Origin of the sequence: Pseudodesulfovibrio indicus, assembly GCF_001563225.1 — a bacterium.
GTDB lineage: Bacteria > Desulfobacterota > Desulfovibrionia > Desulfovibrionales > Desulfovibrionaceae > Pseudodesulfovibrio > Pseudodesulfovibrio indicus.
This window is the reverse complement of the sequence record NZ_CP014206.1, coordinates 2,910,001-2,923,745: the sequence shown is the minus strand read 5'-3', so window position 1 is coordinate 2,923,745 and position 13,745 is coordinate 2,910,001. Positions and strand designations below refer to the sequence as shown.

At 66.1% G+C, this 13,745-nt stretch carries 10 protein-coding genes (1 of these 10 running past the window's edge); 2 read left to right on the top strand and 8 right to left on the bottom strand.

From position 1 onward, the window contains the following. Nucleotides 1–2: 2 nt before the first annotated feature. Genes AWY79_RS13275 through AWY79_RS13255 form a run of 5 tightly spaced genes read right to left on the bottom strand, consistent with a single transcriptional unit; the run spans nucleotide 3 to nucleotide 8,406 of the window. Nucleotides 3–446, bottom strand: coding sequence for a PPC domain-containing DNA-binding protein (locus tag AWY79_RS13275; protein ID WP_066804836.1), 444 nt, complete (start codon nucleotides 444–446; stop codon nucleotides 3–5). A 10-nt stretch (nucleotides 447–456) separates the two neighbouring features. Next, nucleotides 457–3,375, bottom strand: coding sequence for a PD-(D/E)XK nuclease family protein (locus tag AWY79_RS13270; protein ID WP_066804834.1), 2,919 nt, complete (start codon nucleotides 3,373–3,375; stop codon nucleotides 457–459). After that, nucleotides 3,376–6,528, bottom strand: a complete 3,153-nt coding sequence (locus tag AWY79_RS13265; RefSeq protein ID WP_066804832.1) for a UvrD-helicase domain-containing protein — start codon at nucleotides 6,526–6,528, stop codon at nucleotides 3,376–3,378. Nucleotides 6,529–6,532: 4 nt separating this feature from the next. Further along, nucleotides 6,533–7,417, bottom strand: coding sequence for a DMT family transporter (locus AWY79_RS13260; RefSeq protein WP_066804830.1), 885 nt, complete (start codon nucleotides 7,415–7,417; stop codon nucleotides 6,533–6,535). A gap of 2 nt (nucleotides 7,418–7,419) precedes the next feature. After that, the gene (locus tag AWY79_RS13255) at nucleotides 7,420–8,406 is read right to left on the bottom strand and encodes an ornithine cyclodeaminase family protein (RefSeq protein WP_066804828.1); all 987 of its coding nucleotides are present in this window, start codon (nucleotides 8,404–8,406) and stop codon (nucleotides 7,420–7,422) included. A gap of 117 nt (nucleotides 8,407–8,523) precedes the next feature. Between AWY79_RS13255 and AWY79_RS13250 the strand changes: the two genes are divergently transcribed. Next, a complete protein-coding gene (locus AWY79_RS13250) occupies nucleotides 8,524–9,351 on the top strand; it encodes a pseudouridine synthase (protein ID WP_066804817.1) in 828 nt (275 codons plus the stop codon). 2 nt (nucleotides 9,352–9,353) lie between these two features. Here the strand turns inward: AWY79_RS13250 and AWY79_RS13245 are convergent, their stop codons facing one another. The 3 genes from AWY79_RS13245 to ftsY form a co-directional block, all read right to left on the bottom strand. Beyond that, nucleotides 9,354–10,118 carry a substrate-binding periplasmic protein gene (locus tag AWY79_RS13245; protein WP_066804815.1) on the bottom strand — a complete coding sequence of 255 codons (765 nt, stop codon included), beginning with the start codon at nucleotides 10,116–10,118 and terminating at the stop codon, nucleotides 9,354–9,356. Nucleotides 10,119–10,235: 117 nt separating this feature from the next. Continuing rightward, nucleotides 10,236–11,675 carry a 30S ribosomal protein S1 gene (locus tag AWY79_RS13240; RefSeq protein WP_233490925.1) on the bottom strand — a complete coding sequence of 480 codons (1,440 nt, stop codon included), beginning with the start codon at nucleotides 11,673–11,675 and terminating at the stop codon, nucleotides 10,236–10,238. Nucleotides 11,676–11,731: 56 nt separating this feature from the next. Next, nucleotides 11,732–13,114: a signal recognition particle-docking protein FtsY gene (gene ftsY / locus AWY79_RS13235; RefSeq protein WP_066804811.1), complete on the bottom strand. Its 1,383-nt coding sequence runs from the start codon at nucleotides 13,112–13,114 to the stop codon at nucleotides 11,732–11,734. Nucleotides 13,115–13,267: 153 nt separating this feature from the next. Between ftsY and asnS the strand changes: the two genes are divergently transcribed. After that, nucleotides 13,268–13,745, top strand: partial view of an asparagine--tRNA ligase gene (gene asnS, locus AWY79_RS13230; RefSeq protein WP_066804808.1) — the beginning only. Its footprint extends 890 nt past the window's final position; 478 of the gene's 1,368 nt are visible here — the first part of the coding sequence; its start codon is at nucleotides 13,268–13,270; its stop codon lies off the right edge, out of view.

Genomic DNA, 13,745 nt, shown 5'->3' with positions numbered 1-13,745 from the left:
AGCTATCCCTTGCAGAGCAGGGCCAGCCCGCTCTTGGCTTCCTTTTTCCGGAGCATGTCCGTGCCGATGATCTCGGCGATGATCACCTCGCCCACCAGCCAGACGTCAAGGCCCGGGCGGATGCAGCCGGTGCGCGTCCTGCCGTCGCGGCCCAGCGCGGCGTGCATGTGCAGGGTCGGGGTTCCGGACTCGTCCGGGAAGAGCGTGCCCAGGGCGACCACCTCGTGGGGCGCCTCCACCGGGCAGAGGATGGGGTCGATGACCGGGGACTCGCCGTCCCTTGGCCCGGCCACCACGTTGCCCCGGTCCGCGCCGCCGATCATGGTGCACAGGGCGGACTTGATGTCGTGCTCGGCGGCGAACCGTTCGATGCAGTCCGGGATCTTCTCGTCGTCTTCCAGGCGCAGGGTGAAGACCCTGCCGAAGCTGCCTTGGCTGTATTGCATGGGAAGTAACCTATTTGTCCTTGGGCGGGGTGACCCCGCACGGTTTGGTGAAATCGCACCACTTGCAGCGGTCGCCGGGCTGCGGGTCGAACCGGGACGCCTGCATCATGTGCCGGACCAGGGTCCGGACCAGCAGCGGCGACAGGACCTCCACCGCCTCCTCCCGGTCCTCTTCGGACCATTTGGCGGGCAGCAGGAGGTTCTCCCGCCCGTCGTCCTTGAGCATGACCAGCCCCGCATCCACCGGGGCTTCCTTCTGATCTTCGGCATACAGGTGCAGGTAGGCCGGGAGCTGGACCGAACGCACGGCACGGGCCAGGTCGGTCAGCAGGTCGGGATCGGCGACGTCGGGGCCGAACTCGGCCATGCGCTCGTGGAGCAGGAGATCGCTCCAGAATTTCGCCATGGGCAGGACCGCGCCTCCGGTCTTGTAGTCCAGGATGATGACGCCTTCCTCCCGCCGCTCCACCCGGTCTATGCGTCCGCGCAGGGGGATGTCCAGGCCGTCCAGGGTCAGGACGGCCTTGAGCTCCTGTTCCAGTCCGAGCAGGGTGGCGGGCTTTTGCGCGGCCACGAACCGTTCCAGCCGGTACCGCCCGGCCTCCATGAGGCCCATGCGGGCGTCCAGGGGCAGGGACGCGTGGAGGTCGCTGGCCCGGAACCGTTCGCTGAAGGAGGCGAGCAGGGGGGCCGGGTCGAGGGCGCCCAGGTCCTGGCCGACGCCGATGCGGGGGGCCAGGAAGTCCCGCAGCACATCGTGGACCAGAGAGCCGAACTCGCTGCGGTCGCCTTCCTCGTCCATGGTTTCGACCAGGCGCAATCCGCTGAGATACTGGTAGAAGAACCGCTTGGGGCAGTTCATGTACAGGTCCAGGCCCGAGGGCGAGAGCCCTTTTTTCGTGAGCCGTTCCATGAGGGCGTCGTGGATTCGGTCCGTGACCGGGATGGACGGGGGACCGGAGGGCAGGGAGCTTGTCGGGAAGGTCACGAACCGGAGGACGCCGTCCTTCGCGTCGAGAAGCCTGCCCTGCGCCCGCTCGCGCTCCCACAGGAGCTGCTCCACGAACCGGCTGCGCACGGCCTTGGGGTCGAACTCGCCGGGCTGGATGCCGGACTGGTAGTAGATCACGGCCTCGTCCGCGCCCATGAGCAGCCGATAGAAGTTGTACCCGGACACGTTGTCCCGCTCGCGGGAGTCGGGCAGGGCGAGGAGCCTGCGCAGGGGATCGGGCAGGAGCGGGTCGGGCGGATTCGCGCCGGGCAGCCTGTCCTCCACCGCGTCGAGCACGAAGAGCCGCCGGAAATGCAGGAGCCGGGTTTCGAGCACGCCGAGCACCTGGAGCCCGGACAGGGGGTCCGGCTCGAAGGAGACGCGCTCGCTCTGGAGCAGCCGCCGCAGGATGGCGTGACGCACCGGGCGTTCCAGGGGCTCGGGGCTGATCTCCGCGCCCTTGAGCTGGGGGATGACGGAGTTGGTCAGCCGGAACAGGCACTCCGCATCCAGGAGATAGGTGTGCCAGAGCCGTTCTCCGCGGGCGTGGAGCAGCTCGGCCAGTCCGCTCAGCCGGTCGCCCAGGTCGGTCAGTGAACCCACGGTCTCGAACCGGGTCAGGCAGCAATCGAGGACTTCGCGCAGCAGGGGCAGGGCCGTTGCCGGGTCCACGTCGGCCAGGGCCGGGTCGTCCCAGTCCGGCTCGTGGGCCAGGGGATCGATGAACCGCTCTCCATGGCGGATGATCGCCTCCCACTGGTGGAACACCGCGCGCAGCGGCTTGGTCTCCGGTCCGAGCAGGCGCAGGTAGGGATGGCGGATGAGCGCGATCATGTCCTTGCGGTGATACGCGCCGCCCGCGTTCCGATTCTCCTGAAGCTCGAGCAGGGTCTCCACCAGCCGGGCCAGGGAGGTCCGCGCCAGGGGATAGCCCATGGAAATATTCGGCTCCAACTTCGGGTCCACCTTGGGAAGCAGGTGCAGGACGGGCAGGAGCGCGCCCTCGTCCGGCAGGACCACGGCGGTCCCGTCCAGGGAGTCGCAGCCGCGCATGTCGTGGCCCAGCCCTGCCAGTTGGGAATGGCGGTCGTATCCCTCGCAGAACCGGATGGCCGGGGCGCGCGGTTCGGGCGTCACGCCTGCGGGCAGCTCGGCCCGGACCCGCCAGCGGCGCATCCAGGCGGAGTGCTCGGCCGTGGCCCAATGCGGGGTGTCGTTGTCGGCCAGGGCCGGGTCCGAATGGATGACCGGCACGAGGGTCCCGCGTTCCCACAGAAATCTGAACAACCGGTCCTCGGCCCCGCTCAGGGCGTAGAAACCGGCGGCCAGCACGGTCTTTCCCTCCAAAGCTCCGGCCACCTCGTCCAGGCGGCCGAGCACGAACCGGGCGGTCAGCCCCGGCGTGGTCCATCCCCTGGCTTCCAGGCGGGAGACGTACGCGCCGTGGATGGCGCGCAGCTGCTCAAGGAGCGCGGCGGCGTAGGGCGGGACCTCGCCCTCCATGTACGCCAGGTCCTGGGGCTCCAGGTCCTGGCGCAGGAGATCGTCCATCAACCCGGCCAGCAGCGCCCCCCACGGCAGGAAGGGTTCGCGCTCCAGGTCGGGAAGCCGAGACAGCAGGCTGCCCCGGTCCGAGCGCAGCTCGCGGACGATGGTGTGCAGCTCTTCGATGAGGTCGAGCTGGTTGGCCCTGACCGGCACCACCTCGGCGAGGGTCCGGTGCAGGTCGGCCATGAAATCGGCGATGGAGGTCATGCGCGGCATGAACGCGGGACGCGGCATGTCCGGGTGGGTCGCGAGCAGCCCCTTGAGGTGGCGGCGCGGGCGGTTGTGCGGGAACAGGACCACCATTTCGGCGGGGTTCTCCGTAGCCGCGACCATGTCGGCCAATGCGGCCATGAAATCGTTCTGCCAGGGGATCAGGGTCAGGGGGATCATCTAGGCATTCCTCCCGACTTCGCGGATCTCGCGCAGGTCCAGGTAGACCAGGAAGCCGCGCACCTCTTTCTCGCCCATGGCGTCGAGGATGTCCATGTAGCCGCGCACCTGGATGTCGTTGTGCGGGTCGGGACGCCCGGTCTTGAAGTCCACGACCATGGTCTCCTCGCCGCTGCACAGCAGGTCGAACCGCTTGAATTCGCCTTTGGCATCCAGCACTTCCGGCTCACGCACGCCGGTGGCGATCCAGCCGCGCAGCCGGTGGTCGGCGAGCGCCCACCCGGCCATGGCGCGCAGTTCCCGGTCCAGCCCGTTGAGCAGCTCGTCGCTCAGGCCGCCCAGCTCGGGGAAGTCGCGCCGGGCCAGGGTCACGGCCCGGTCGATGTCGGCCTGAGGGTCGTCGGTGCCGCGCAGGAGCTCCATGACCCGGTGGGCCACTTCGCCGCGCATGCGCTCGTTGTAGAAAGAGTCGTCCAGGTTGTGGCGGTAGACGCGCAGCCGAGGCAGCCAGCCCATGAGGTCGATATCCGTGTTGTCCGCGGGCAGCTCCTGCGGCTTGGGCCGCTCCTCCCGGAGGGAGGGACGGGTCTCCGCCGGAGTGTCGCCCAGCTCGAACACGCCGTCGTCGTCCAGTTCGAGGAAGAGGTCCATGGCCTTCAGGGCCACCGGGTTGGGCACGCGGCGGGCCTGTTCCACGAAAAAGCCGTACAGCTCCTCGCGGGCGCGGGTCCAGGCCACGTAGAGCAGGTTGAGCCGTTCCCGCACCTCCCGTCCCAGGCTTTCCAGGTACGGCGCGCCAAGCCGGGGGCTCATGGGCGCGAGCAGGAGGCTCCCCTTGAACTCCTGGACCGTGAAATCGGCGTCGGGTCCGGCGGACCAGTGGTGGAACGGGACGATGGCCACCGGGAATTCCAGCCCCTTGGCCTTGTGGATGGTCATGATCCGCACGGCGTCGATGTTTTCCGGCAGGGGGACCTTTTCCCGGTCGGACTTCTCCTCCCAGTAGTCGAGGAAGGCGGACAGGGAGCCGTACCCGTTTTCCTCGGCCAGGTGGACCACCTCCAGGAACCGGCGGACATACAGTTCGCTCTCCGGGTGGCGCTCCAGTACGCGGAAGGCGCGCACGGCCTCCATGGCCAGGTCGTAGGGTGTCATCAGCCCGGACTGGTTGTAGAACGGCTCGACATACCGCCGCCACAGCTCCGGGTAGTCCTCCCGGAACTGGACGCCCAGGGGGCGGTTGCGGGGTTTGATGAGCCAGTCGAGCAGTTCGCTTTCGTCCAGGCCGGACTCGGCCAGGAACAGCTCCGCCCCGCCCGCGAAGGTCAGGAACGCCCCGTCGTCGCGGGGAAAGTCCAGGAAGGAGAGCAGGCCGACCAGCTGCCGGATCACGGGATGGCGGTTGAGTTGCAGCGAGTTTTCGGTGATCACCGGGATGTTCTTCGACACCAGCAGGTCGCAGACCAGGGAGGCGTGGGTGTGGGAACGGACCAGAATGCCGATGTCCCGGAAGTTGCGCCGGGCGGTGAGGTCGTCCATGAGCGCGGCCAGCCGCTCCAGGGTCTGCTCCACGATGTCGCTTGATTCGCCGCCGGGGAGCCGCTCCATGCGCACGTATCCCCTGGTCTTCCGGCTTTTTTCGGGCAGGGACTGGCCGCAGTCCGCGAACCCCCGCCGGAGCTGGGAAACGAATTGCTCCCGGAATTGCGGCGGGGCTTCGGGGAAAAGCCGCTCGGCCAGGTCGTCCGTCTGGTCCGGGTCCTCCAGGTTGGAGAAGAACCGATTGTTGAATTCCACCACGTTGCGGTGGCTCCGCCAGTTGTCGGGCAGGTCCTCGGTCTCGGGGCGCTCGACCAGTCCGGCCAGCTCGGGCTGGTCCATGACCTCGTCGAACAGGGCGGAATCGCCGCCGCGCCAGCCGTAGATGGCCTGCTTGACGTCGCCCACGTAGTAGAGGCTGCCGCCCTTGGCCAGACATTCCCCGGCCAGGGGGGTGATGGCCCGCCACTGATCGCGGTTGGTGTCCTGAAATTCGTCCACCAGCAGGTGGTGCAATCGGCAGCCGAGGCGGCAGTATGCCTCGGAAACCGCGCCGCCGTCGATCAGCAGGTCCATGACGTGCGCGGCCACCCCGGCGTTGAGGACCGTGCCGCGCTCCCGTTGCAGCTCCTCCAGCCCGTCCTCCAGCCGCCGGGCGATCTCCACCGCCGGGGCCAGGAAAAAGGCCCCGGCCAGGATGGCGTGGGCGCGGGCGTATTCCCCGCACGCCTCCTTGAACCGGGCATAGACGCCCTCGGCCAGGTCGTCCACCAGGGGCTTGCCTGCCTTGTTCACGAATTCATACAGGGTCTCCTTGGAGAGATAGGCGGATTTGGTCTCCGGCTCGTCGAACAGGGAGAGGGTCTCGAACTTGGCCAGCAGCTTGGGAAAATTCGCGTTCACCGGCAGGCCGGTCTCGTCGAGGAAGGTGCGCATGCGGTCCACGGCGCGCATCAGGTTCGCGTGCTCACCGGCCAGCAGGTCGCGGATGGCCTCCTGGTCCGTGAGCAATGCCCCGGACCGGGCCTCCAGGCATTTCGCCAGTTCGCGCAGCCTGTTGCGGATGGTGTCCTGGACCCAGAACCCCGATCTCCCCTCGTTCCTGACCAGGGTGCGCACCGCCTTTTCCAGCAGCGCGTTCTCCCCCTCGTCGGTCTCGCAGGTTTCCTGGAAGTGGTCGAAGACCGCGTCGAACAGCTCCCCCTCGTCAAAGACGATCTCGAAGTCCGGGCGGACCCCGAACTCCAGGGCGAAGAGGCGCAGGAGCAGGACCAGCAGGGAGTCGATGGTCCGGATGTTCAGCCGGTGATAGCGGCGCAGGACCTGGGACAGGGTATGCCGGGCCGTTTCCGGGGAGCAGGGATGGTCGCCTTCCCCGCCCAGGGCGCTGACCTTCAGCCCCAGGACCACGCGCTCCTTCATCTCGGCGGCGGCCTTGTTGGTGAAGGTCACGGCCATGATCTCGGGCCAGGCGAACCCCCGGCCCGGCCGGTTGGTGCAGACGAACGGGCGGTCCGGCTCGGTGGAGGCGTCCAGCAGGGCGAGGAACCTCCGGGTCAATTGATAGGTCTTGCCCGACCCGGCGGACGCCTTGACCTGCCTGAGTTCCGACATCCCTCTAGGCCTCGCTTTCCACGGCCTTTTCCGCGCCGGGCCTGACCATGACCACCATGAGCACGGCCCCGATGATCAGGGTGGAGCCGGCGTAGCCGAGCATGGAGAACTTTTCGCCGAAGAGCAGGAAGGCGGTCACGGCGGCCACCACCGGTTCGAAGGTGGCGACGATGGAAGCGAAGGTCGCGTCCATGCGCTTCAGCCCCGCATAATAGAAGGAGAACGCGCCGTAGGAAGTGACCAGGGCCATGCCCGCGAGCATCAGCCAGGTCTCCGCGCTCTTGGGCGTGAAGTCGATGAACGGCAGCAGGAGCAGGGCGCCGAAGGGCAGGGCGTAGACGAAGATGGTCGGCGTTGGGTAGCGGTACAGGAATTTCTTCCCGAAGATGTAGTACAGGGCGTAGGTGAACCCGGAGAGCAACCCCGCGCCCAGGCCGACGGCGTTCAGCTCGATGGCCGTGCCGCTCATGAGCTTGGGTCCTAGGCTGATGCAGGCCACGCCAAGGATGGTCATGCCCACGCACAACGCCTTGACCATGGTCATCCGCTCCTTGAGCACCAGCCGGGAGAGCAGGGCGACCCAGGCCGGGGCGGTGTAGAGCAGCACGGCGGCCAGGGCCATGCCCACGTCGCGAATGGCCACCTGGTAGGCCCCGTAGAACAGGGTCACGCAGATGAAGCCGAAGCCGAACAGGGCGGGCAGGTCGCTCCGGTGGGCGCGGGCCTGCCCGGCCAGCAGGGCATGGGTGAAGAAGAACACCCAGCCGAACATGGCCCGCCAGAAGGCGATCTCCAGCGCGCCGACGCCCTGGGACAGGACGAATTTGGTGAAGACCCCGATGAGGCCCCACATGAAGGCCGCGGTCAGGACATAGAGGAATCCGGTCATGGCTACAGCTCCACCAGGGTGCCGACCCCCGCCTTGGCGGCGCGTTCATAAACCAGGGACGCGGTCATGATGTCGTGGCTGGCGACGCCCATGAGCACCGCGCCCCGGCGTCCCTCGCGCACGGTCGTCGTCATGCCCGCGCAGACCTCGCCCATGTCGGCATCGACGTCGTCAGGTCCGGGGTAGCCGTGCTGAAAATACATGCCCTGCTCGCGGGTCCAGAGGTACTGGGCGCGGTTGTCGCAGGTGAAGTGCGCGCCCGCGAACACGTCGGGGTGGACGAAGGCGTCGTAGTCCACGGCGATGACCAGGCAGTCCTCCTTGAGCATGGAGCGGGTCAGGGGGCGGACCGGGGACTGAGTGATGGGGGTGCAGGTGACGACCACGTCCACGCCGTTCACTGCGGTTCGAAGCTCGGTGTGGACGCTGAAGACGGCGTCCGGCACCTGGGGCTGCATCTCTTCCGCGAACCGCTGGGCCGAGGCCGCGCGCGGGTTGCAGCAGCGGACGTCCTCAAGTTCGGGGAAGACCGCCTTCATGGCCAGGAGGTTGACTCTCCCCTGCACGCCGGTGCCGATCACGGCCACGCTGCGGGTCTTGGGGTTGCCGAAGTGGCGGGCATACACGCCCGAGGCCGCGCCCGTGCGCCAGGCCGTGACCCGGGCCGCGTCCATGACCGCGCGGGGCAGCCCGGTGTCCGGGTCGGTGACCAGGATGATCCCGGAGATGTAGGGAAGCCCCTTGGCCGGATTGGTCGGGTAGGCGGACACGCACTTGACCCCGGCTCGGTCGATGGAACCGCCCAGGTGGCAGGGCATGGCGTGGGTGAAGCAGTCCTTGCGGGGGTGGACGCCGATCTTGGCGGGCATCTCGGCCTCGCCGCGCCCCAGGGCGGCGAACCCGGTTTCGACGCCGTCCATGATCTCGGCCATGGTGATGCCCAGGCCGTCTATGTCTCGTGCTGATAGCCAGCGAACTTCCGTGGTCATGTCCTGATCCTTTGTGCCGTGAGGCCGGTTGAAACTTCCGGCAAGGATGCTTGAAAATCACTGCCGATGCAACCGGAATCCCTTGCCGGAGCGGGGGGATGCGCGTATGGTCCGTCCATGCTTTTCGAGGGGACGTTCAGCGTCGACGAGTCCGGTGACGGCCAGCGGCTGGATCGGGTCATGGAGGCTTTCCTGCCTGGAACCGGGTTGCGCCTCAGGCGTCGGCTGTGCGACGAGAAGCGGGTGTTGGTGGACGGCCGGGCCAGGAAGCCCGGCTACAGGGTTCGAACGGGAGAAACGGTGGAGATCAAGCAGGTGTTGCAGATGACGTCGTCCGGCGGTCTGGGGCTGAGGGTTGTGAAGCGCGAAGGTGGCTTCGCGGCATTGAACAAGCCCGGCGGAGTCCACTCGGCGGCCATCGCCGGAGGGAGCGAACCGAGCGTCGAGAGCTTCCTGCCCGACCTGTTCCCCGGTGATTCTCCCGTGTTGCTCAACCGGCTTGATTTCCTGACTTCCGGCCTACTACTGGTGGCCCTGACGCCGGAGGCGCGCGAAGCCTACCTGGCCTATGAGGACGAGGGAGTCATCAACAAGTTCTACCTGGCCCGGGTCCGGGGCAGGATGGACGGCATCATCTCCATCCGTAGCCGACTGGACACCGACGACCGCAAGACCACCCGCGTCCTCAGCGAACCCGACCCGGACCACCGGCGGTGGACCGGGATCACGGCCCTGTCCCACGACAATGCGGCGGACACCTCGCTGGTCCGTTGCCTGATCATGAAGGGCGCGCGGCACCAGATTCGGGCGCACCTCGCCTCCATCGGCCATCCGATCCTCGGCGATCCGCTCTATGGCGGCGGCGAGTCCCGGCGCGGCCTGATGCTCCAGCACCTGCGCATCGAAATGCCCGGCTTCCAGGCCGAGGGCATCCCGCTGTTCTGATCTTAGGGATTGATTCCGTAATACCTGAATATTTCCTGCAACTCGCCGGAAACTCTCAGCTCCTGTATCCTGTTCTCGACCAGGTCGCGAAGCGCTTCGACGTTTTTCAGCCGGGGCGAAAAGCCGATCCGGTTGTAGAACATGGACACGGGCGTGGGGTCCACGCGGACCCTGCCTTCGGGCAGATTTCGTTCAATGGAGTGAAAGGCCAGGGAGCCGACGAGCATGGCGTCGATGCGCCCCTCGAGCAGGCACTCCAGATTCTGGTGCTGGGCCATGGTCGGGTTGTCGCAGGAGGCCACCCGGACGCGGGTGTTGTCCCGGTCGTGGGCATGGAGATAGTCGTCGATGGCCGGGTTGCCTGTCCGGAACCCGTTGGGGATGGAGAATCGAATGTCCTCCAGCGAATCGGGGCCGTCATACTTCCAGGTGCTCGTGCTCAGGGTGGCGAACTGGACCACGTTGATCATGTCCATGTTCCGGACGAAGATGAAGTCCGGGTAATCCGACCCCACAAAGGTAATGACGTCGTACGCTCCGTCCAGCGTGTCGCGCACGGCGCGGACGTAGGGCATCTCATGGAATACGAGGGTGTGTTCCGTACCTTCGAACGCCTTGCGCAGCACCTCGTGCATGATACCGTCCCTCGGTGCCTTGTCCCGGTCGCAGACGAGGGGGCAGTAAGTGGACGTGGCGACGTTGATCTCCGCGGCGGAGACCGGGCAGGCCAGGAACAGCAGGAAAAGAATGCATAGACGGTAGTTCATATTGTGTATCCGATTACAACTATCCGATGCTATACCAATCCGGGGAGAAGTGAAAAGGATAAAAAAAAAGCCCGGTCTCCTTGGGGAGGCCGGGCCGTATCGTCTTGAAAAGACGTTCTATTTCTTCTTGTCGAACGCTTCCTGGAGCTTGGCTCCGAGCAGTCCCATGGAGCCGGTGTCCACGGCGGCTTTCTTCTTGGGAGCGTATTCCTTCCAGTCTCCGCCGTCCTCTCCGGCCTCGCCGGTGGTCAGGGATATCTTGCGCTCCCCGGCCTTGACTTCGCCCACGGTCACCTCGACGGTGTCGCCGGAGCGGAGTTTCTCGTAGCTCCCGGCCTTCTCGGAGCGGGAGTACACGGACTTGGGCAGCAGGCCGGTGATGCCCGGCTCAAGCTGGATGAAGATGCCGAACTGCTCCTGCTTCTCGACCACGCCCTCGACCTTCTGGCCGGGGGTGTACCGTTCGGCCACCTCCGCCCACGGGTCGCCCTCGGCGTCCTTCATGGACAGGCCGATGCGCCGCTTGTCCAGGTCGATGGACTTGATCTTGACCGTGACCTGCGCGCCTTCCTTGACGAAATCGGCCGGCTTGTGGATGCGCTGGGTGTAGCTCATCTCGGAGACGTGGACCAATCCGTCCACTCCGGGCGCGATTTCGACGAAGGCGCCGAAATCGGCCAGCCGAACGACCTTGCCGGTGACGATATCACCCACGGCAAAGGTGGCGGACAAGGTGTCCCAGGGGTTCTGGGCCAGCTCTTTCATGGACAGGGAAATCTTGAGGCGGCCCTTGTCGTCGTTCTCGATGCGGGTGATCTTGGCCTGGACCTTCTGGCCCACGGACAAGGCCTCTTCGGGGTGTCCGATACGGCCGTAGGTGATCTGGGAGATGTGCACCAGCCCTTCCAGGCCGGGCATGATCTCCACGAACGCGCCGAAGGCGGCCAGCCGAGTGACGGTGCCTTCCACTTCGTCGCCGACCTTGGTCTCGCTGACGAAGTTCTGGGCGGACTCGGCAGCCTCGCGCTCCAGCAGGGCGCGGCGGGAAACCACGATGTTGCGGCCGTGGCTCTCCAGCTTGGTGATCAGGAATTCCAGGGTCTGGCCCACGAACTCCTCGGCGTTCTCGACGAACCGGGCGTCGATCTGGCTCACCGGGCAGAAGGCGCGGCGTTGGAGGATCATGACGTTGAAGCCGCCCTTGCAGGTGGACTCCACCTTGCCCTCGACGGGCAGGGAGCCGCGCTGGGCCTCTTCCAGCATGGCCAGGCCGCCGATGCCGGAGATGGCGCGGGACAGCTTGATGCCGCCGGAGTCCTTGCCAACCACGTAGAGCTCCACGGTGTCGCCCTCGGCGACGGAGCAGTTGCCTTCCTCGTCGAGCAGCTCCTCGCGGTCCACAACGCCGTCGAGCTTGGTGCCGGTGTCCACGAAAACAGCGTTTTCGCCCACCTGGATGACGGTGCCCGTCACCTTGTCGCCGACGGAGAGATCGTCGCCGCCGCCGTCGCTGTACTGTTCGAACAGTTCGGCAAAGGACTCTTCGCCTTCTTCCACGCCATTTCGCTCTTTGAATTCTTCGGACACGTTGGTTCTACCGTTGGGTAAAAGGTTTAGGTTAGCAATGCCTTGGCGAAGTCCTTGCCGTCAAAGGGGCGTAGGTCTTCCATTTTTTCCCCGAGACCGACGAAGGTGATCGGGAGCTTGTTCTGCAGGGTCACGGCGACCACTACGCCGCCTTTGGCCGTGCCGTCCAGCTTGGTCAGAATTATTTCGTCCACGCCCACCGCCTGGTGAAAGAGCTTGGTCTGGCTCAGCGCGTTCTGTCCGGTGGTGGCGTCGATGACCAGGACGTTGCGGTGGGGCGCACCCTCGTGCTTCTTGCCTACCACACGCTGGATCTTGGTCAACTCCTCCATGAGGTTCGTCTTGGTGTGCAGCCGTCCGGCGGTGTCCAGCAAAAGCAGGTCGTACCCCTCGCTGATCGCCTTGTCCATGGCTTCGAAGGCCACGGCCGCCGGGTCGGAACCCTCGGCCTTGGCGAAGAAGCCCGCGCCGAGACGGTCGGCCCACACGCGCAGCTGGTCGATGGCCGCTGCACGGAAGGTGTCGCCCGCGGCGATGAGCACCTTGCGACCCTGCATCTGTGCGCGGTAGGCGAGCTTGGCGATGGTCGTGGTCTTGCCCACGCCGTTGACGCCGACCATCATCAGCACCTCGGGCGGGTTCACGGCCTCGATGCGCTTGGGAACCTTGAAGATGTCCTCCAGCTCCTCGCGCAGGATGTCCTTGAAATCGTCCGGGTTGTCGGTCCCGGCCTTGCGGGCGCGGGCCTTGAGGTTGTCCATGAGCTGGGCCGCGGCCTCCATGCCGACGTCGGCCATGATCAGGATCTCCTCGAACTCCTCCCAGAAGTCGTCGTTCAGGGAGGTGTGGGAGGAGAGCAGCCCGTCGATGCGCTTGGTGATCTGCTCGCGGGTCTTGGAAATGCCTTCGGAGAGCTTGAGGAACAGCCGGTCGCGCTCGTCCTCTTCGTCTTCGAGGTCGAGGGCCAGGGCCAGCCGGTACTGGAGCTCCGACTTGAAGTCGGCCACCCGCTGGTAGCCCATGTCGTCGAGCCAGGCTTCGAACTTGTCGATGAAGTTCCGGGCCTCGTTGTCGGGCGCGCCCAGGGCCTTGAAGAGGAAGGCGAGGCGTTCCCACAGGTCCTGCCCCTTTTCCTCCACGCCTTCGACGATGATGTTCAGCCATTGGGAGAGCTTGGGTTCCGCCTGGCGCAGGGCCAGGGTCAGCCCGGCCTGCCAGTCCTCGGTGGGCACGGGCGCGGCCTCGTTCTTGGGCGCGGGTGCGGCCTGCGCCGCCGGTTCGGGTGCGGGTTCGGCCTTGTCCGGCTCGGAGCCGTCCAGCCCCATTTCCCGCCTGTATTCGTCCACGGCCTGCTGGGCCGCGTCCTCGGGCCTTGCCCAGGCCTTTTTCAATCTGCTAAAAAATCCCATCAGGGCCTCTTCTAAAGATATCGTTGTCAGTTCGGGCGTAGTTAATAGCCTACCTGTCAACAGGTGGCAATAGATGATATAACAACCTGCCTGTTGCCATTATGCGGCCGAGCGGCTAAGAGCGAGAAAAAAATTCATCCAAAGGACGAATATATGAAACGAACCAAGATAAAAGACGCATTGAACGCGCAGGCCCCGGTTGCCGACATCTGCATCAAGGGCTGGGTGCGCTCCAAGCGCGACAACAAGGGCTTCTCCTTCCTGGCCTTGAACGACGGCTCGTGCCTGGCCACCATCCAGGTGGTCGTTGACCACACCCCGGAGATCGAGGCCGCCCTGGAGCGGCTCGGCACGGGCGCTTCCGTGGCCGTGTACGGCGAGCTGGTGGAGTCCCCGGGCCAGGGGCAGCAGTGGGAGGTGCGCGGCAAGCGCCTGGAAGTGATCGGCGAGGCCGACCAGGAGACCTACCCCCTGCAGAAGAAGCGCCACTCCGACGAGTTCCTGCGGACCATCGCCCACCTGCGGCCCCGGACCAACAAGTTCAGCGCCCTGTTCCGCATGCGCTCCAAGCTGGCCCAGGCCGTGCACAGGTTTTTCGCGGACAAGGGGTTCTTTTACGTCCATACGCCGA